Genomic DNA, 20,164 nt, shown 5'->3' on the forward strand with positions numbered 1-20,164 from the left:
AAGATCATTTCCTAAAAAACAAAAAAATACCCTTAGCTATAGGGCCAAGGGATCCGTCTATATTAATTAACCATTTTTTGCGCTTCACGTAATTGATAGGTACGTACTTTTCTTGGAAGAAATCTACGAATTTCATCTTCATTATATCCAACCTGTAATCTTTTTTCATCCAAAATAATCGGTCTTCTTAAAAGGCCAGGATTTTCTTTGATGAGTCTATAAAGTCTTTGTAAAGGCAAAGACTCTAAGTTCACATTTAATTTTTGGAATGTTTTGGAACGGGTAGAAATGATTTCATCCGTACCATCTTCAGTCATGCGCAATATTTCTTTTATCTCTTCTATTGATAGAGATTCAGAAAAAATATTTCTTTCCACATATGGTATGTTATGTTCTTCCAGCCAAGCTTTTGCCTTCCGGCATGATGTACAGCTCGGTGATGTATATAGTGTTACCATGCTATCCACTCCCCTTGTTATAGAATCTTAGATCTATGATTGGGAAAACTTTTCCATTCATGACACAAACATGCTAAATTGAAATAACTTTTAAAAAGAAATTTCTACAGTTTATTATACATCAATTATTCACAAAATGAACACTTTTTTTGAAAAATATTAAAATATTCTCAAAGCCTTAATAGATTAGTATTTCAATACCTTTCATTCCTTTAATTTGACCGAAATAAAGGATTCCCAAACAAAATATGGATAAAATCTACAGAGACTTTAGACTTATTTATCATAATTTATCCATATATTAATATAACTTTTTTCACATTTTCTTTTTGTGTCTATGTAATATAAATACCCGAATAGGAGATTTGTAAACCTTTTTGCTCATTAAATATAAAAATATAGAAATCGCTAAAACAACTATTTGTTAGGGGTTAAAAAAGAGTTCATAGACCGTTTATCTGAAATACAGATTCACTATAATCATATTTCTATTTAATCGGAATACAATGCATTATATAGGAGGTATTAAAATGAACGAGTATATATTCGATTTATTGCTGACAGCTGTTCTCATTATTGGCTTAACAGCATTAAATGGTGTAATCAGCAATACAATTGGAGAAAAGTTATTCCGCAGCAAAAAAAGGCATGTCCACCGTATGGCCTCCTTAAACACACAGGAAGGTTGGGGCCTATCAGGAGGCAAGGCCGACAGAGACTAGCGACCCAAAACCATCACGATGCAAAAAAAGGCCTGAATGGCCTTTTTTCTATGATTTAATAAGCAGTAATTCTTGTTGATATTGAATATATTCTTTTTCTGAACACATGACAAAATGCCCAGCCCTCACTTCCCTCATCTTCACTTCTTCGTCCTGTCCATATTGATGCAGGGAAGGATTGTATTCGATACGTTTTCTTACACGTTCGCTGATCGGATCCGGCTGAGGGATGGCAGAAAGCAATGATTTCGTATACGGATGCAAAGGACGTTCATATAATTCCTCACTTGTTGTCAATTCCACCAATTTGCCATAATACATGACACCTATACGATCACTGATATATTTCACCATCGAAAGATCATGGGCGATAAACAAATAGGTAAGCCCTTTTTCTTTTTGCAATTCCTTCAATAAATTGACGACCTGCGCCTGAATGGATACATCCAATGCAGAAATCGGTTCATCTGCAATAATGAAATCAGGCTGGACGGCAAGTGCCCTGGCAATGCCAATTCTTTGCCGCTGCCCCCCTGAAAACTCATGGGGATAACGGTTGGCATGTTCCCGGTTCAATCCAACTGTCTCAAGCAGCTCATACACCATCTCCAATCGGCTTTCTTTTGTTTTGGCCAGGCCATGGATATCAATGCCTTCAGCAATAATATCGCTTACCTTCATCCTTGGATTTAAGGAGGCATATGGATCCTGGAATATCATTTGCATTTTATGGTTAAATTCCTTCAATTCACTTTTTGACTTTTTCCCGTGCACATTTTTCCCGCGAAATAACACTTCACCGCCAGTTGCATCATACAGTCGGATAATTGTCCTTCCTGTAGTCGATTTTCCGCATCCTGACTCTCCTACGAGACCTAACGTTTCCCCTTCATAAATGGCAAAGGAAACGTCATCGACAGCTTTGACCGTATTAGGCTTTCCTTGATTGAAATATTGTTTAAGATGCTTTACTTCCAATAATATATTCTTTTCCTTCACATCATCTGCCTCCATTCATAGCCTGGAACTGCTCATGCCTTTTCACCACTGCCTCGGGCGGGTTTACCTTAGGGGCATCAGGATGAAGCAGCCAGGTGGCGGCATAATGGGTATCTGAAACTTTAAACATCGGCGGCTGTTCTTCCAGGTCAATTGCCATTACGTATTCATTCCGCGGAGCAAAAGCATCGCCCTTCGGCGGATTCAATAGGTCCGGCGGCGTCCCTGGAATGACATACAGTTCCTTACCGCGCGAATCCAAATCAGGCATGGAGCTAATCAATCCCCAAGTATAGGGATGTTGTGGATTATAAAATATTTCATCCACCGTTCCTATTTCTACAATTTTGCCTCCATACATAACTGCCACACGATCGGCGACATTCGCCACTACACCTAAATCATGCGTAATAAAAATGATGCTTGTGTCTACTTTCTTCTGCAGCTTCTTCATCAGTTCCAATATCTGTGCCTGAATGGTCACATCAAGCGCTGTCGTCGGTTCATCGGCAATCAATACTTGCGGGTTGCAGGCCAATGCGATCGCTATGACTACGCGCTGCCTCATTCCTCCGGAAAACTGGTGGGGATACTGCTCGAAACGGGATTCCGCCATCGGTATGCCTACAAGCTTCAGAATATCGAGCGCCCTTTTTTTCGCTTCCGATTTCGATATTTTTTGGTGCTTTAGGATTGGCTCCATAATCTGCTTCCCTATTTTCATTGTCGGATTCAAGGAAGTCATCGGGTCTTGGAAGATCATAGAAATATCCTTGCCGCGGATTTTTTGCATTTGCCGTTCTGTCAGCTTTGCAATATCCTTGCCATCGAATAAAATTTCTCCGCTTTTAATTTGGGAATTACCTGGAGGCAATAGACGCATAATGCTTTTTGTTGTTACTGATTTTCCTGAACCCGATTCACCGACTATGGCGAGAGTCTCTCCTTTATTGAGTTCGAAGTTCACTCCCCTGATAGCTTGTACTTCCCCGGCAAACGTATGGAATGAAATATGCAAGTCTTTAACTTCAAGTATTTTGGTCATTTGTTTCGCACCTACCTTTAATCACGCATTTTAGGGTCTAACGCATCTCTGATTCCATCTGCAACCAAGTTGAAGCAAATCATAATAAGGCTTATGGCTATGGCCGGGAAAATGAGCATATGAGGATACATCATTAAAGATTTAAAACCATCATCAATCAACGTTCCCAAAGAAGCATGGGGTGCCTGCAAGCCTAATCCGATGAAGCTGAGAAACGCTTCAAAAAAGATTGCGCTCGGGATTGTAAACATAGTGTTAATGAGGATAACACCGGATAAATTCGGGATTAAATGTTTAAAAATGATCTTGCCGTGCGAACTTCCTAACGTCCGGGAAGCCAATACGTATTCCTGCTCCTTGAATTTCAGCACCTGCGCCCTGACTACACGGGCCATACTGACCCATCCTGTGATGGACATGGCGATGGTTATGGAAATAATCCCAGGTTCGAATACAAGAATCATCAGGATGACAACAACAAGATTCGGGATGCCCATCAATACCTCAGTTATCCTTTGCATCACCGTATCAAGCCGTCCCCCGAAATAACCGGAAATAGCCCCATAGGCAACTCCCACTATCATATCGATTGCGGCTGCCAAAAAAGCGATATAAAGGGAAATTTGCGCGCCTTTCCATAGTCGTGTGAATAAATCTCTGCCAAGTGCATCTGTTCCAAACCAGTAGTACGTATCGCGTGGCACTTTTTTCATTTCATACATATTTATTTCCCTGCCGGTTTTTGTAACCGTCACTCCATCAAACGGGAGCCAATGGATATTCTCAAGGACAGGTATTTTGGGAGGAAGATTAGCTTGCCTTACATTTTGTGTATCGTATTCCTTGCCTGATATGAAAGGTCCGATAATCGCCATGATCAGAAAGAGAACCAAAATGACCATACAAAAAACGGCTCCTTTATTTTTTCGGACACGAAGCCAGGAATCCTTCCAAAAACTAAGGCTCGGCTTGCTGATTTGCTCGCTTAATGAACGGTCTACAACAACTGGCTTAAATTTATCCTGCGAAACATTCACATTAATATTTGACATTATTTAGGACCTCCTGCTAAACGAATACGCGGATCGATCAGTCCATACAAAATGTCCACGATAAAGACAATTAAAATGAATAAAGCTGCAAATAATAAAGTCGTTCCCATTATAACCGGATAATCATTCACCTGAATGGCTTTCGTAAATTGTTCCCCTATCCCAGGCACAGCAAATATCCGTTCCACAACCAATGTTCCAGTCATCAAAGACACCGTCAACGGTCCTAAAACAGTGACAACCGGAATAAGCGCGTTTCTCATCGCATGCTTGACTGATACCTCAAACATGCTTGCTCCTTTTGCTTTAGCCAGCACGATATATTCGGAACCAAGCACTTCGACCATTTCCGTACGCATAAAACGTGCAGCGATGGATATTGGGAAAATGCTGATGGCAATTGTCGGCATAATGGTATATTCAAACCCTCTCCAGAACATAACCGGAAACCAGCCAAGTTTCACACCGATAAAATACTGCAGCAGCCCGGCAAATACAAAACTTGGGACCGACTTCCCGAGCACAGCCAAAAATGTACTTGTATAATCAATCCACGTATTTTGGTAGAGTGCGGCTACCAACCCCAAGACAATGCCTATAAAAGTGCCGAGGACCATTCCTTGAAAACCAAGCTGCATGGAAGGACCCAATAAGTTCTTAAGAATATCTGTAACAGGGGTATCATTAAACTGGAATGAAACACCCAGATCACCTTTTGTGATATTCAGCATATACCTTCCATATTGGACCGGTATAGGATCATCCAAGCCATACTTACTCTTCATAATTTCCAACTGCTGGGGCGATAATTTGTCCGCCTTTGAAAACGGAGTTCCAGGGATTATTTTCATGAGGAAAAAAGTAAGAGAAGCAATTATGAATAGAGTGATAACCATGTAGACAATTCGCTGTAATACAAATTTGATCAAACATGACACCTCCTAATTTTCTGATAATTAAGCATATTTCGACATTTATTTTACAGGTAAAAAGAGAGTATGCTTTATACTCTCTTTCCCCTAAATTATCGAAGTCTTATTTTAATACTTTCATATATTGATAGCTATATTCAGGACCAACAAGATGATATTTGAAGCCCTTGACTTTATCCACAATCAATAAGTTGGATGCACGTTGGTACATTGGGGCAATCGCTGCATCATCCATAACGATTTTTTCAGCTTTTTGCATATCTTCCCACCGCTGGGCAAAATCAGAAGAATTTTGTGCATCCTGGATCAATTTATCGTATTCAGGATTCGAATAGCTCATTTTATTATTGCCGCCGTCTGTTACCCAAAGATCTGAGAATGATATCGGATCCAGATAGTCAGGACCCCAGCCAGCCGCTTGCAGGTCATAATCTTGCTTTGTATCACGGTCTAAACGGATTTTGAACGGAACACTTTCCAATTTGATTGTCAAACCAGGCAATGTCTTTTCCATTTGATCTTTCATATATTGGTCGGTTTTTTTAGATGTTTCTGTATCTCCGCCCAAATATCTGATGGTCAAATCTTTTTTACCGATTTCTTTTAGGCCTGCTTCCCAATTCTTTTTGGCTTCCTTGGGATCATAAGTCAGCATGTCGCCATTGCCCTTCCGGAAATCTTCCCCTTTTTCATCCTTGACGAAATCGGCTGGCACTGCAAAGTTTGCAGGTTTTGAACCGTTATTCAAAACAGCCGCTGCTAAGTCTTCCTTATTGAAAGATTGTGCAAGCGCTTTACGGATGTTTACATTTTGAAGCGCTTTATTGTCTTTTTGGTTCATCTTCAACCAAAAGACCGTAGGCTCCAACCAGCGAAGCATCCGTGGATCATCGGCATATTGCGGAACTACATCACTGCTTAATTTAATTGTTACATCAACTTCGCCTGCTTCTAGTGCATTTACAGCAGCCTGAGAGTCTTTTTGGACATTGAATGTCAATTTATTTAATGTAACGTTGTCTGCATCGCGGTAGCCTTCATTCTTCTCCAATACCCATTCAGATGCAGTCGGACCATCCCATTTAGTCATCTTGAAAGGGCCATTCGACAATAGATTGGCTGCAGTAGCCGCATATTTGCCTGATTGTGCTTCAACGAATTTTTGGTTTTGCGGCATATATGTCCCGAATGCCATCAACCCTTTGAAGAATTCAACTGTCATTGGTTTTTCTGTTTGAACCTTCACTGTATAATCATCAACAGCTTTTATGCCTAGGCTGTTCAGGTCATACTTTTTATTGTCTGCGCCTGCTTGAGTGATTTCTGCAGCACCAAGGATCTTGTGGTCCATCATGTATGAACCATAGTCAGATTTCGTTTTTGGATCAATGGCACGCTGCCATCCATATACGAAATCATGTGCAGTGACCGGGTCGCCATTCGACCATTTCACATCGTTTTTCAATTTTATTGTAAACTCCTTGCCGTCAGAGCCCATTTCCGGCTCACCATCGGCAACTCCCGGCTCAAATTTATTATCTTGGTTTTGGCGGTACAAGCCTTCTTGCGTAGCATTAATCATTGTGAACGAAATCGTATCGCTCACCTTTGCACTGTCCATGCCCGGAATTTCAGTTGATTCAAGAATACGTACCTCTTGGTTATCTGCCAATTCTTCCTTTTTCTCATTATCTTTACCTGGCTTTTCATTGGCATTAGTGTTTGCTTCATCATCTTTGCCGCTACAAGCTGCCAAGAATAAGCTCAGCACCAACAAAAGGCTCAAAATCAAAGAAAATTTTGACTTTTTCAAATATTTACACCCCTTTTATGTATTTAGCATTACAAATTTATTATACAAGCTTTTAGTTGTTTGTAAATTATGTTTTTTATAAATATTTACAAATCTTAATGAATTTAACAATTTTTGAGCGCGAATTAGTTCTTTATACCTATAAAACTTACCGTATATTTACTGTTTTACAGTATTATTGCCGTAAACAAGTAAAGGAAGCGCTTTTCCATTTTTCGAAAAATTTCATAAGCCTGCATACTTATTCAAAATCTGTTTTAAATGCAAGAAAAAAACATGCGGGATGTTTACCCGCATGTTTTTATTGAATGCCTAGTTGCTTTTGATATTCATTGAATTCTTTTTCTGAACAAAGGACAAAATGCCCTGGTTTCACTTCACGCATTTTCAATTCTTCACTGCCATCATAGTTGTGGACGGCAGGATCATAGGCAACCCTTTTTCTTGTCCGTTCACTGATTGGGTCAGGCTGGGGAATTGCTGACAATAGAGATTTTGTATATGGATGCAATGCATTATTATACAATTCTTCGCTTGTTGTCAGTTCAACCAATTTCCCGAAATACATAACGCCGATCCGGTCGCTGATATATTTCACCATGGAAAGGTCATGGGCAATAAACAAATACGTCAAGCCTTTTTCTTTTTGCAATTCTTTCAGAAGGTTGACGACCTGTGCCTGGATGGAAACATCCAAAGCTGAAATCGGTTCATCGGCAATGATAAAATCGGGCTGGACCGCTAGAGCCCGTGCAATTCCGATACGCTGGCGCTGGCCGCCTGAGAATTCATGCGGATAGCGGTTGGCATGCTCACGGTTTAGGCCAACCGTCTCAAGCAGATGGTACACTTGATTCATGCGGTCTTCTTTTGATTTGGCCAACCCGTGGATATCGATGCCTTCAGCAATAATATCGGCTACCTTCATACGAGGGTTTAAAGAAGCGTACGGATCCTGGAAAATCATTTGCATTTTCCGGTTTAGTTCTTTCATTTCCTCTTTGGACTTTTTGCCGTGGACGTTTTGCCCGCGGAATAACACCTCGCCGCTCGTTGCTTCGTATAGGCGGATTATCGTACGGCCCGTCGTGGATTTTCCGCAGCCGGATTCACCAACAAGACCTAATGTTTCTCCTTCATAGATGAAAAAATTGACATCATCTACTGCTTTAACCATGTTTGGCTTCCCGACATTGAAATGCTGCTTTAAATGGTTAACTTCCAGTAATTTTTTGTTAACATCCATCTTACAGTCCTCCATTCATTGAGAGGAATTGATTTCTTCGTTTAACGACTGCCTCAGGAGGCTCGACCTTCGGAGCATCAGGATGCAATAGCCATGTGGCCGCATAATGAGTATCCGACACTTTGAATAATGGCGGATCTTCTTCTAGGTCGATCTGCATGGCATATTTATTACGCGCTGCGAATGCATCGCCTTTCGGAGGGTTCAATAAATTTGGAGGCGTTCCTGGAATAACATACAGTTCTTTTCCTCTAGAATCCAAATCGGGCATTGAACTGATCAACCCCCATGTATACGGATGCTGCGGATTATAAAAAATCTCATCAACTGTTCCGATTTCCACAATTTTACCGCCATACATAACCGCAACACGGTCAGCTACATTGGCCACTACGCCAAGATCATGGGTAATAAAGATAATGCTTGTATCTATTTTCTTCTGCAATGCTTTCATCAGCTCAAGAATCTGCGCTTGGATAGTTACATCCAATGCAGTTGTCGGCTCATCGGCAATCAATACTTGAGGATTGCAAGCAAGTGCGATTGCAATAACAACACGCTGTCTCATTCCGCCTGAAAATTGGTGGGGATATTGTTCGAATCGAGCTTCAGGCATTGGAATACCAACTAGTTTCAACAAATCGACCGCTCTTTTTTTCGCTTCATGCTTGCTTAATTTCTGATGTTTTCTCAGTGGCTCCATAATTTGCTTGCCGACTTTCATTGTCGGATTCAAGGAAGTCATCGGATCCTGGAAAATCATTGAAATATCTTTACCGCGGATTTTTTCCATTTGGCGTTCCGGCAACTTAGACAAATCATTGCCGTTAAATAGAATTTCTCCATTTTTATATTCTGAGTTTCCTGGAGGCAGAAGTCGCATAATGGACTTAGTTGTAACTGATTTCCCGGAACCTGACTCCCCTACAATTGCCAATGTCTCCCCTTTATACAGGTCAAAATTGACTCCACGGATCGCCTGTACCTCGCCAGCGAATGTGTGGAATGAAATATGCAAGTCTTTTACTTCTAATACTTTTTCCTTTTCCATTAAACTTCACCTACCTTAATCGCGCATTTTTGGATCTAGTGCATCACGCAAGCCATCAGCAACCATGTTGAAGCAAATCATGATTAAACTGATTGTTATTGCCGGATATATCAACTGGTGCGGATACGTCAGCAATGATTTGAATCCATCATCAATCAATGTTCCAAGCGATGCATGTGGAGCTTGTAAACCAAGTCCAATGAAGCTTAAGAAGGATTCAAAGAAAATCGCACTTGGAATTGTAAACATTGTATTAATAATAATGACCCCCGCCAGGTTAGGCACAAGGTGCTTAAAGATTATTTTACTGTGGGATCCGCCAAGTGTTCTGGAAGCCAACACATATTCTTGTTCTTTCAATTTCATAATTTGAGCACGGACAACGCGGGCCATCGAAACCCATCCGGTTATAGATAACGCAATGGTAATGGATAGAATACCAGGTTTCAGTACTAGAATCATAAGTACGACGACAACCAGATTAGGAATACCCATCAATATTTCTGTGATACGCTGCATGACGTTATCAAGCTTGCCGCCAAAATAGCCTGATATAGCACCGTACGCAACACCGATTACCATATCAATGACAGCTGCCAAGAGGGCGATATATAAAGAGATTTGTGTACCTTTCCATAGACGGGTGAACAGGTCCCGGCCCAATGAATCTGTACCGAACCAATAATACGTATCAGCAGGGACATTTTTCTGTTTATACATATCTATTTCCACGCCACTGCGGTTTTTCATTGTTCCATCGAACGGCAGCCAATGGACATTTTCAATTCCCGGAATTTTGGCAGGAAGATTAGCATGGCGCACATTTTGTGTATCATACTCACGGCCGCTGATAAGCGGGCCAAGGAATGCCATTATAACGATCAATAAAAGAATAACAAGGCTGATAATCGCTCCTTTATTCTTTTTGACGCGGAGCCATGCATCCTGCCAGAAATTCAAGCTGGGCTTAGTGATTTCTTCTCCTTTTGAGGCATCAATAACGGCAGGGTGGAATTTTTCTTTTGCTATTTTGATATCAATGTTTGCCATTATTTATTACCTCCTGCCAATCTGATTCTTGGATCGATTAAACCATACAGGATATCGACCACCAGTGTAACGACTACAAACAGTGCTGCGAACAGTAAAGTCGTCCCCATGATAACAGGATAGTCATTCACTTGGATTGATTTTACGAATTGCTCACCGATTCCTGGCACAGCAAAGATTTTCTCTACTACCAATGAACCGGTCATTAATGAAACGACCAATGGTCCCATAACAGTTACAACAGGAATCAAGGCATTTCTCATCGCATGTTTGAAAGCAATTTCAAATGAGCTTGCTCCCTTTGCTTTTGCTAGAGTGATATAGTCAGATCCTAAAACTTCTACTAATTCAGTACGCATGAAACGTGCTGCGATTGATATAGGGAAAATAGACAACGCGATCGTTGGCATAATGGTATATTCCCATCCGCGCCAGAACATAGTTGGGAACCAGCCCAGCTTAACTCCGATAAAGTATTGGAGCAATCCGGCAAAGACGAAGCTTGGTATTGATTTACCGAGAACGGCTATAAAGGTTGCCCCATAGTCTATCCACGTATTTTGTTTCAAAGCCCCTACCAAGCCAAGCAATATACCGACAATCGTACCGAAAACCATCGCTTGGAAACCAAGTTGTGTGGATGGGCCGATCAAATCTTTAAGGATATCATTAACTGAAGTGTTATCAAATTGGAATGAAACGCCTAAGTCACCTTTTACTAGCTTGCCCATGTATTTTACATATTGGACGGGAACAGGATCGTTCAAGCCGTATTTGTCTTTCATGATTTCAATTTGCTCGGGCGATAACTTATCTGCTTTTGTAAACGGAGTCCCTGGAATAATTTTCATGAGGAAAAATGTAAGAGAAGCGATTATAAATAGCGTTAACAGCATGTAAAAAACACGTTGAGCAATATATTTAATCATATCCCCGCACCTCCTAAATAGTTAGAATTTTCAACAATGTTCGACAATTTTACAGTAGTAAAAAGAGAGTATATCGGAATAATATACTCTCTTTTAAAGTACTACACACAAAGCATGGTTCTAAAAAAGATTATTCTGTAATTTTGATGTCATAGTAGCTGTATTCTGCTCCAACTTTATGGTAAGTGAATCCTTTTACTTTTTCACTTACTAATACGTTAGATGCACGTTGGTATAGCGGTGCAATTGCAGCATCGTCTTCAACGACAATTTTTTCTGCTTTATGCAAAGCATCCCAGCGTTTTGTTTGGTCAGCTGTTTCTTGAGACTCTTTGATTAGAGCATCATATTTAGGATTTGAATATCCCATATGGTTGTTGCCGCCACCTGTAACCCAAAGGTCAGAGAATGAAACTGGGTCAAGATAGTCTGGGCTCCAGCCTGAAGCCAACAAATCATAATCTTGTTTGTTTTCACGGTCCAAACGGACTGCGAAAGGTACAGACGTGATATTAACTGTTAAACCAGGAAGGTTTTTCTCTAATTGGTCTTTCACATACTGAGCTTCTTTTTTAGCTGAATCAGTATCGCCAGTTAGATATGTCAATTCGACTTTGTCCATTCCGATTTCTTTCAAGCCTTTTTCCCATGATTTCTTCGCATCTTTAGCATTGAACTTCATCATGTTCTTGTTTGTATCATTGAAATCCTTGCCGTCTTCATCTTTTACGAAATCTTTTGGCACTGCATAGTAAGCAGCTACAGAACCATTATTCAATACGCTTGCCGCAAGGTCATCCTTGTTAATGCCGGTAGAGATTGCTTTACGGATGTTCAGATTAGCTAAAGCTTTGTTATCTTCGTTCATTTTGATCCAGAAAATTGAAGGTTCCAACCAACGTACAAGACGAGGGTCGCCATCATATTGTGGAACGATGTCTGAAGACAATTTAGGTGTAATATCAACCTCGCCTGATTCCAAAGCATTCACAGAAGCTTGTGGATCTTTTTGGACGTTGAATGTTACTTTAGTCAATGTTACATCTTTAGCGTTGCGGTACTTATCGTTTTTCGCATAAACCCATTCTGTTGAAGTTGGACCGTTCCATTTTTCTAGCTTGAATGGTCCGTTAGATAATAATGTTTGTGCATTTGTAGCATATTTTCCGTTTTGCGCTTCAACGAATTTTTGGTTTTGCGGCAAGAATGTTCCGAAAGCCATTAATCCTTTGAAGAATTCAACTGTCATTGGTTTTTCAGTTTGGACAACCAATGTGTTCTCATCAGTAGCTTTTACACCAAGTGTATCAACACTGTATTGTTTTTTGTTAGCGGCAGCATCAGTGATTGCTTGAGCGCCTTTGATTTTGCCATTCATCATGTATGGGCCGTAAGGAGAAGCTGTCTTAGGGTCGATTGCACGTTTCCATGCGTACACGAAATCGTTGGCAGTTACAGGGTCACCGTTCGCCCATTGAACATCTTTCTTCAATTTAACAGTGAACTCTGTGCTTTCTTTATTTGTTTCAGGATCGCCATCAGCGATTGCTGCAACTAGTTCATTGTCTTTGTTTTGGCGGTATAAGCCTTCTTGAGTATTGTCAAGAGTTGTGAATGAAACAGTATCCTGTGCCATTACGCTATCCATTGTTGGAATCTCTGCAGATTCAAGGACACGCAATTCTTGTTTAGCAGCAAGTTTTTTGCTGTCTTTTCCGGATGAATTAGATTCATCTGACTTTTTGTCTCCACATGCAGCCAAAAATAAGCTGAGCACAAGAGTAAGAGTCAAAAGCAGAGAAAATTTAGACTTTTTCAAATTTGACACCCCTTCTACTTTCTTTTTATAAATTCTATAAATTTTATTATACAATTTTTTGACTATTTGTAAATCGGGATTATGAAAAAATTTTCTGGAAATAATTTAATATAGACACAAAAACAGCTATATAAAGGACTTTTCACTCAAAAAATTATTGTATTTTAGTGTATTAAAGCGTTATAACACTGAATTTTTGGTGGATTATATGGAATTTTTTCTATTTTTTAGGAGGTTAAAATAATGTTTCTTTTTTCAAATTTTTACAATAAATGTATATAAAAATAATTAGTTAAAAAATTCTGAATAATTATTATGTATATAAACATAATAATTATTCATGTTTAGAAGCTGACTCAACCAAGAAAGAAACTTCTCTTGCGGCCTCTTTTTTTGTTATACTGTTCTTTATACATGTCTTGTCTCTCAAATGATTGCAAAACGCCTTCCTAATGTACTAATAGGAAGAAACTAAATTAAACAGCAAAAGAGGAATATATTATATGTCTATAAGAAGAAAAAATAAGCGTATTCTTATCACAGTTGCAGCCACGCTTCTGGCGAGTGTCCTTCTTTCTTTCATTGCCTACAAACAATTGGCCCTCTTACATTTCATTAATATAAGCTTTTATTTTTCCAGTGCCTATATTATGGCCGGCCTGCTCATTCTAGTCGTCGATAAAGGGTTCTTTGACGGGATGTCATATAGCTTCCGCAGGTTATTTAAAAGGAATAGCTCCTCTGAAGCAGGTGAAGATGTCAATGACATTGTCCCTTTATCCCAATTGGTGAATCTTCCATATTCATCATTGCTAATTAGCGGCTTTATCTTGTTGGGCATCATGTTGATCAGTCTAATGGTTTTCTATCTATAAAGTACTTATGGTTTTTGGCAATCAAACTAAAAGGCCAGCCATCATTTTCAATACTTCGTATCTGGAGTAGAATGTATGTATATATAACAAGGAGTGGTATTTACACATGAAAACAATATTCTCTGGCATTCAGCCTTCCGGTTCCGTTACATTGGGGAACTACATCGGGGCAATCAAGCAATTTGTGGAACTACAGCATGATTATGATTGTTACTTCTGTATCGTCGACCAGCATGCCATTACTGTACCCCAAGACCGCCTTCAATTAAGGCAAAATATAAAGAACCTGGCAGCCCTTTATATCGCTGCTGGCATAGACCCTGAAAAATCGACTATATTTATCCAATCAGAAGTACCTGCCCACTCACAGGCAGCATGGATGATGCAGTGCATCTCCTATATCGGCGAGTTGGAAAGAATGACTCAATTCAAGGACAAATCGGCTGGAAGGGAAGCTGTTTCCGCATCTCTCCTTACCTATCCTCCGTTAATGGCAGCCGATATCCTCCTCTATAGTACGGATATCGTTCCGGTTGGCGAAGACCAGAAACAGCATTTGGAATTGACTCGTGATCTGGCTCAACGCTTCAATAATAAATACAATGATATCTTCACGATCCCTGAAGTACGTACACCTAAAGTCGGCGCTCGGATCATGAGCCTTCAAGACCCTACCAGAAAAATGAGCAAATCCGATCCGAACCCAAAAGGATTGATTGCTTTATTGGACGAGCCTAATGTTTTGAGAAAGAAAATTAAAAGCGCCGTTACCGATTCAGACGGCATTGTCAAATATGATCCGGCGAGCAAACCGGGCGTTTCCAATCTATTATCGATTTATAGTATTTTAACTGGTATAGCGATTGAAGATTTAGAGAAGAAATATGAAGGAAAAGGATATGGGGATTTTAAAGGAGAAATGGCTGAAGCCGTCGTATCAGCGCTTCAACCGCTTCAGGAACGCTATCATGCCTTGGTAAATTCCAAAGAACTTGATGACATTTTGGATGCCGGTGCAGCAAAAGCGAATAAAGTAGCCAATAAAATGGTGCGTAAAATGGAAAACGCTATGGGATTGGGCCGTAAGCGCTGATTCTCTTTTCAAATAGTACAACATATGAAAAAAGGTGAAAGGGATCTTCCCTTTCACCTTTTTTATGATATTGAAGGACGGTCCCCAACTTCAATTTCCCAAAGCTTTTCAAAGAAAGGCTGTCCTTTTACAAGGCGTTCACATAATATTTCATGCTTCGCACTCCATCCTTGCTTAGCTTCCATAAACAATTCCGACCAAGCCTCTTCAAAATGGAGCTGCTGTATGTAGCTGTATTTATCCGGTGCCCATTCTGTATACCAGTAACGGACTTCCGCGGTGTTCTTGGCTCCATTTAACTGGTCAAGGGCCATGAAAAGCAATTGTTTCATTTGTCTTTCTTTTCTGGTTAATCCAAACATCATTTCAGGCTCAGGTGAAAGAATATGGTAGCCTTTTTGGTTATGGCTCTTTGAATCAAAAGGATAATCGCCTTCAGGTGCGTTTTCGATCATTTCAAAAACAAGCTGTTCCTGCCTCGGTATCAATCTGCTTTTTCTCATAGGCATCTGATAGCCCATTGTGTCGACAGCTAAAATGCCGCTGCCATCCGATATGACGAAACAATATTCCAGTTGGATCCGTTCATGGTTTTTCCGGCAAAAAGCCTTTTGGTAAATATGTTCTAATAAACTTTGCGGCAATTCACTAAGATCATTCTCAATGTACTGAAAGAGAGCGGAAGATACTTTTAGAAGCGGAACCTGATCTAGCAGTTCTATTCCATCTTCTTTTCTCCATTCATGAAAGTGACAGATGTTATAACCATTCTCTTCACCTTCAAACCAATTTACCCATACATCATGCAGATATAACATTTTTCATCCCTCATTTACTGGAAACTATTTGTCCATAAGTATAGTCACCATTCAATGAATTTATTCCCATGCCATAATTTCTTTGCTTTATTTTTATCTCTGATACGTTAAGGAAATCGTACGCTTATTCGGAAGAATCCTGTTTCTTTCTATAAAAATCTATGAAAGCTTCTGCAGGCATGGAAAAAGACTGCTCTATACTATATGTATGGTGTTCTGCATATTGTTCAACTAAAAAATAGCCCATACAATAGCCAATCATATAGGGATGGCCATTTTTCCCCAATAACAAATCATCATGCTTCGGATCAGTCCGGTTACAGGACACTGCATCCTTAAATTTTTTATTCCAATAGGATTCCAGAAATGGTTGTGAATATTTTTTTGTCCAAGGCGCCAAATAGGATTCATCGCCCAATATACTTGCCACAGCGAATTCAGCGCATCCTTCCAATATGCTGGAATCGGCAAGACAATAATGATTCATTTTCTTATCCTGCCTATTCAGGCGGCAAACATGATGGTACTCATGGATAAAAAGAGCTTCCTTTTCCTTTTGAGGGAGATTGGGAGATAGAAAAAGTACTAGTTTATCAGGAAATGCAAGCCCTGATTTATGGTGGCCTCCGGAAAAGAAACCGACTCTTCTATGGGGAAGGATGAGGATGGGAATATTGGGGCCATCCCATTTCTTCTGATATGTTTCATGCAGGTCTGCAAAAGTTTCCCATGCCTCTTCCTTTTTAAGCAAATTGGCATCCTCAGCCCCTTTTGGTCCTGAAGTATACATTCCAAATGATTGCAAATACGCCAAGACATCAGCCGCCTCTCCATCGGGAAAGTAAGGGGCAAGCCTCTTGCATAGCTCCAACGGTTCACCCGCATATTTTTTCAGAATCGGATACGTTTCCTTTACGCCCATTTATCCCGCCTCCACTCATGCTTGGATAATGATAGTATATGATAAAGCCGCGTTTTAAATGAGTATGGAAAAGATGAAATCGACCCCGTTTATAGAAAGGCACTATTTGATGTCTCTGGAAGTATCGTAAAATCAGCAAGACACCAGGCAATCTTCTCTAAAGCTGCAGCTCCATATAAAACAGATGATGAGGGATTTTAGATTCTGTTTTAGCTCTATAGTATTATCCTTCTACATTTGGCTGAGGAGAATTATCGCTTGCTTGTGGAGAGCGGGCATCTCCACATACCCTGCCTTAGCCGACATAGCAGTGTGTCTTCTTAAACAGAATGATTCATGACGCTGTACCCTTTATAAACCTAGTTATACTATCCAAATGTTTTTTCGCAAAAAAAAGAGATAGCCTTTTATCGGCTATCTCCAGATAAGAATCTTACTCGTATTTTTTAAATGCAAGTGTAGCATTATGTCCGCCGAACCCTAAGGAATTCGAGATGGCTGCCTTAATGTCTTGCTTTCTTGCTGTATGAGGGACATAATCCAAATCGCATTCCGGATCAGGCGTTTCCAAATTAATAGTTGGAGGAAGTACGCCTTCCTTCAGAGCAAGCACAGTAAAAATGGCTTCCACTCCTCCGGCTGCGCCCAGTAAATGGCCTGTCATAGATTTAGTCGAACTGACAGCTAATTTATACGCATGGTCTCCAAAAACGCTCTTAATAGCTGTTGTTTCATACTTATCATTATAATCGGTACTTGTTCCATGTGCGTTGATGTAATCAATATCCTCCGGAGATAAATCGCCGTCATCAATAGCCATCTTCATTGCACGGGCGCCTCCCTCTCCATTTGGAGCCGGGGCAGTAATATGATAAGCATCTCCAGTAGAACCGTAGCCTACCACTTCCGCATAGATCTTCGCTCCGCGTGCAAGTGCATGTTCAAGTTCTTCCAATACTACAATTCCTGCCCCTTCACCGATAATAAAGCCATCGCGGTTGGCATCAAATGGCCTACTTGCCGTTTTAGGGTCCGGATTGGTTGAAAGAGCTTTATTCGCACAGAATCCGGCCACCGACATTTTAGTGATTGGAGCTTCTGCACCGCCCGAAATCATTGCAATGGCATCGCCGCGTTGAATAACCTTAAATGCATCGCCAATAGAGTTGGTTCCAGTAGCACAAGCGGTTACCGTACATGAGTTGACCCCTTTGGCGCCTAAGTAGATAGACACTTGCCCTGCAGCCATATCCGGAATCATCATCGGTACAAAAAATGGACTGACTCTTCTATAGCCTCTATCCAAAAAGGTCTCAAATTGATTTTCAAATGTCTCCATCCCGCCAATTCCTGAACCGACCCATACACCGATTTTGTCGGCATTCTCATCGTTGATGTCAAGCTGGGCATCTTTAACTGCCATTTTGGCCGCTGCAATCGCATAATGTGTAAAGCGGTCCATTTTACGGGCATCTTTCTTATCAATAAATCCATCTGTTGAAAAATCTTTCACTTCTGCAGCAACCTTAGCTGGGTAATCCTCGCTGTTCAATCTCGTTAAAGGACCAATACCCGATTTACCTTCGAGGATATTCTCCCATGTTGTTTCAGCATTATTTCCTAGAGGTGTCACAGCACCAATTCCGGTAATTACAACTCGCCGTTTCATCCAGTGTCATCTCCTTACAACCTATATAAATTCTTCCCAATCTCCATTGGGTTTGGTAATGTTCAACATTTACAGTAGACGAACTATACTATTGTAACAAAAATTTGTGCAATGCACTTTTTAAATGATTGTTTATTTCATTAAATTCCCCATCTTAATGCGATAGCTCCCCAAGTCAAGCCGCCGCCAAATCCAACCATAACCACTACATCATTGTCTTTGATCTTTCCTGCCTCCAATTCCTCAACTAACGCAACTGGAATTGAAGCTGCCGAATTATTCCCGAATTTGCGGATCGTATGGGACATCTTTTCCGGAGGCAATTCCAAACGCTGACGTGCCGATTCCATAATTCTTAAGTTCGCTTGGTGAGGAATTAAATAATCGACATCCTCTTTCCCCAAACCGGCTTTTTCCAGCACTTGCATACAGGAATCTCCCATTTGGCGCACAGCGAATTTAAATACTTCACGGCCGTTCATAACGATTGTTTCATTCTCCATGTCCTTATAAAGATGTTTCCCGCCTGAACCATCAGCACCCAATTCAAACGCCAAAAGGCCTTTCCCGTCCGAAACGGGTCCCATTAACACAGCTCCAGCCCCATCGCCAAACAAAACAGCCGTATTGCGGTCTTCCCAGTTAGTAATCTTGGACAGCTTTTCAACCCCGATTACTAATACGTATTTATAGGCTTTATTATTTATGAATTGTTGTGCAGTGGCTAATCCATACATGAATCCCGCACAAGCCGCCGATATATCCATTGCAGCTGCTTTAACCGCTCCCAATCTCTCTTGAAGCATGCACGATACAGTCGGAAATGATTGGTCCGGTGTCACTGTTGCCACCAATATTAAATCAATTTCTTCCGGTTTCACCCCTGATTGTTCAATAGCTGCTTTCGCCGCATTGAAAGCCATATCAGAAGTGTCGATATCGTCTCCAGCTAACCTTCTTTCCTCAATTCCCGTTCTTGTTCTAATCCATTCATCAGACGTATCCATTATTTTTTCTAAATCTTGATTTGTTACAACTCTTTCAGGCAAATAACGTCCTACTCCAAGAATCCCTGCATTCATTTTAAACAACCCCTTCTCTATTTCTCTTTTATATACATTGTCCAAAGTATCTTATTATCAATTGTTATGACTTGGTACTAATTTTACCTAATCAGTATACTACTTGCAAGAATAAAAATAAATACAGACAAATTCACATCTAAAGCGAAAAGCGCCGGGTATCCCCGACAAGCTTAAGACTTGCTCTGCTTAAAGGCTGGTCTTTGCCTTTAACAGAGATTGGCTTAAGACCTCGAGGGGATGGCGCTTGCAGCTGGATGACTCTAAAGCGGAAAGCGCCGGGTATCCCCGACAAGCTTAAGTCATGCTCTGCTTAAAGGCTGGTCTTTGCCTTTAACAGAGATTGGCTGAGACGGGGATCGAAAAAAAAGCCAAAAGGCAAAGGGCCTTATGGCTTTTCTACATTTTTTTCCGAGCATCTTTTCTGCCAAGCTCATATGCTTCACCCATCACTTTCGTGAATAAATCCATAAAAGCAGGCATCATTCCGATAGAGAGTTCGATTCCTTCTGTCTTTAATCTTGTCTTTGCTTCAGGGAAGTGTTTTAATGCAATTTGAAGAAATTGTTGATTCAAATGATTATTCATC

General features: G+C 40.5%; 19 protein-coding genes. 3 read left to right on the plus strand and 16 right to left on the minus strand.

What is annotated here, in order from left to right:
- Nucleotides 1–62 precede the first annotated feature (62 nt).
- Entirely contained in the window at nucleotides 63–458 is a 396-nt protein-coding gene (gene spxA, locus ABC357_RS14165) for a transcriptional regulator SpxA (protein WP_412888138.1), read from the minus strand.
- Between the two features lie 530 nt (nucleotides 459–988).
- Here spxA and ABC357_RS14170 point away from each other — a divergent pair.
- Entirely contained in the window at nucleotides 989–1,180 is a 192-nt protein-coding gene (locus ABC357_RS14170) for a hypothetical protein (protein WP_412888139.1), read from the plus strand.
- A gap of 48 nt (nucleotides 1,181–1,228) precedes the next feature.
- Here ABC357_RS14170 and ABC357_RS14175 read toward each other — a convergent pair whose 3' ends face one another.
- From ABC357_RS14175 to ABC357_RS14220, 10 genes are all read right to left on the minus strand, one after another.
- Nucleotides 1,229–2,179: an ABC transporter ATP-binding protein gene (locus ABC357_RS14175; protein WP_412888140.1), complete on the minus strand. Its 951-nt coding sequence runs from the start codon at nucleotides 2,177–2,179 to the stop codon at nucleotides 1,229–1,231.
- A 1-nt stretch (nucleotide 2,180) separates the two neighbouring features.
- Nucleotides 2,181–3,224 carry an ABC transporter ATP-binding protein gene (locus ABC357_RS14180; protein ID WP_412888141.1) on the minus strand — a complete coding sequence of 348 codons (1,044 nt, stop codon included), beginning with the start codon at nucleotides 3,222–3,224 and terminating at the stop codon, nucleotides 2,181–2,183.
- A 17-nt stretch (nucleotides 3,225–3,241) separates the two neighbouring features.
- Nucleotides 3,242–4,276 carry an oligopeptide ABC transporter permease gene (opp3C, locus tag ABC357_RS14185; protein WP_412888142.1) on the minus strand — a complete coding sequence of 345 codons (1,035 nt, stop codon included), beginning with the start codon at nucleotides 4,274–4,276 and terminating at the stop codon, nucleotides 3,242–3,244.
- Nucleotides 4,276–5,205, minus strand: coding sequence for an oligopeptide ABC transporter permease (gene opp3b / locus ABC357_RS14190; protein ID WP_412888143.1), 930 nt, complete (start codon nucleotides 5,203–5,205; stop codon nucleotides 4,276–4,278). The genes opp3C (ABC357_RS14185) and opp3b (ABC357_RS14190) overlap by 1 nt, the downstream gene beginning before the upstream one ends.
- 106 nt (nucleotides 5,206–5,311) lie before the next feature.
- Complete coding sequence (locus ABC357_RS14195; RefSeq protein WP_412888144.1) at nucleotides 5,312–7,021, minus strand: peptide ABC transporter substrate-binding protein; 1,710 nt, start codon at nucleotides 7,019–7,021, stop codon at nucleotides 5,312–5,314.
- A 301-nt stretch (nucleotides 7,022–7,322) separates the two neighbouring features.
- Nucleotides 7,323–8,267: an ABC transporter ATP-binding protein gene (locus tag ABC357_RS14200; RefSeq protein WP_412888145.1), complete on the minus strand. Its 945-nt coding sequence runs from the start codon at nucleotides 8,265–8,267 to the stop codon at nucleotides 7,323–7,325.
- 1 nt (nucleotide 8,268) lies between these two features.
- A complete protein-coding gene (locus ABC357_RS14205) occupies nucleotides 8,269–9,318 on the minus strand; it encodes an ABC transporter ATP-binding protein (protein WP_412888146.1) in 1,050 nt (349 codons plus the stop codon).
- A 15-nt stretch (nucleotides 9,319–9,333) separates the two neighbouring features.
- On the minus strand, nucleotides 9,334–10,368 hold the full coding sequence (gene opp3C, locus ABC357_RS14210; protein WP_412888147.1) for an oligopeptide ABC transporter permease: 1,035 nt from the start codon (nucleotides 10,366–10,368) through the stop codon (nucleotides 9,334–9,336).
- On the minus strand, nucleotides 10,368–11,297 hold the full coding sequence (gene opp3b / locus ABC357_RS14215) for an oligopeptide ABC transporter permease (protein ID WP_412888148.1): 930 nt from the start codon (nucleotides 11,295–11,297) through the stop codon (nucleotides 10,368–10,370). The genes opp3C (ABC357_RS14210) and opp3b (ABC357_RS14215) overlap by 1 nt, the downstream gene beginning before the upstream one ends.
- Before the next feature lie 130 nt (nucleotides 11,298–11,427).
- Nucleotides 11,428–13,116 (minus strand): peptide ABC transporter substrate-binding protein, encoded by a 1,689-nt coding sequence (locus ABC357_RS14220; protein ID WP_412888149.1) that lies wholly within the window; start codon nucleotides 13,114–13,116, stop codon nucleotides 11,428–11,430.
- 503 nt (nucleotides 13,117–13,619) lie between these two features.
- Between ABC357_RS14220 and ABC357_RS14225 the strand changes: the two genes are divergently transcribed.
- Both ABC357_RS14225 and trpS read left to right on the plus strand, forming a co-directional pair.
- Entirely contained in the window at nucleotides 13,620–13,991 is a 372-nt protein-coding gene (locus ABC357_RS14225; RefSeq protein ID WP_412888150.1) for a DUF3899 domain-containing protein, read from the plus strand.
- Between the two features lie 106 nt (nucleotides 13,992–14,097).
- Complete coding sequence (gene trpS / locus ABC357_RS14230; protein ID WP_412888151.1) at nucleotides 14,098–15,084, plus strand: tryptophan--tRNA ligase; 987 nt, start codon at nucleotides 14,098–14,100, stop codon at nucleotides 15,082–15,084.
- Between the two features lie 62 nt (nucleotides 15,085–15,146).
- On the opposite strand, the gene ABC357_RS14235 is transcribed toward trpS, so the two are convergent.
- The 5 genes from ABC357_RS14235 to ABC357_RS14255 form a co-directional block, all read right to left on the minus strand.
- Nucleotides 15,147–15,902: a YjbA family protein gene (locus ABC357_RS14235; protein WP_412888152.1), complete on the minus strand. Its 756-nt coding sequence runs from the start codon at nucleotides 15,900–15,902 to the stop codon at nucleotides 15,147–15,149.
- Between the two features lie 124 nt (nucleotides 15,903–16,026).
- The gene (locus ABC357_RS14240) at nucleotides 16,027–16,824 is read right to left on the minus strand and encodes a DUF2268 domain-containing putative Zn-dependent protease (RefSeq protein ID WP_412888153.1); all 798 of its coding nucleotides are present in this window, start codon (nucleotides 16,822–16,824) and stop codon (nucleotides 16,027–16,029) included.
- Nucleotides 16,825–17,257: 433 nt separating this feature from the next.
- A complete protein-coding gene (gene fabF, locus ABC357_RS14245) occupies nucleotides 17,258–18,493 on the minus strand; it encodes a beta-ketoacyl-ACP synthase II (protein ID WP_412888154.1) in 1,236 nt (411 codons plus the stop codon).
- A 140-nt stretch (nucleotides 18,494–18,633) separates the two neighbouring features.
- Entirely contained in the window at nucleotides 18,634–19,575 is a 942-nt protein-coding gene (locus tag ABC357_RS14250) for a beta-ketoacyl-ACP synthase III (RefSeq protein ID WP_412888155.1), read from the minus strand.
- 399 nt (nucleotides 19,576–19,974) lie between these two features.
- A complete protein-coding gene (locus ABC357_RS14255) occupies nucleotides 19,975–20,163 on the minus strand; it encodes a ComZ family protein (RefSeq protein ID WP_412888156.1) in 189 nt (62 codons plus the stop codon).
- Between the last annotated feature and the right edge of the window lies 1 nt (nucleotide 20,164).

Origin of the sequence: Bacillus kalamii (assembly GCF_047238185.1) — a bacterium.
GTDB lineage: Bacteria > Bacillota > Bacilli > Bacillales > DSM-1321 > Bacillus_AD.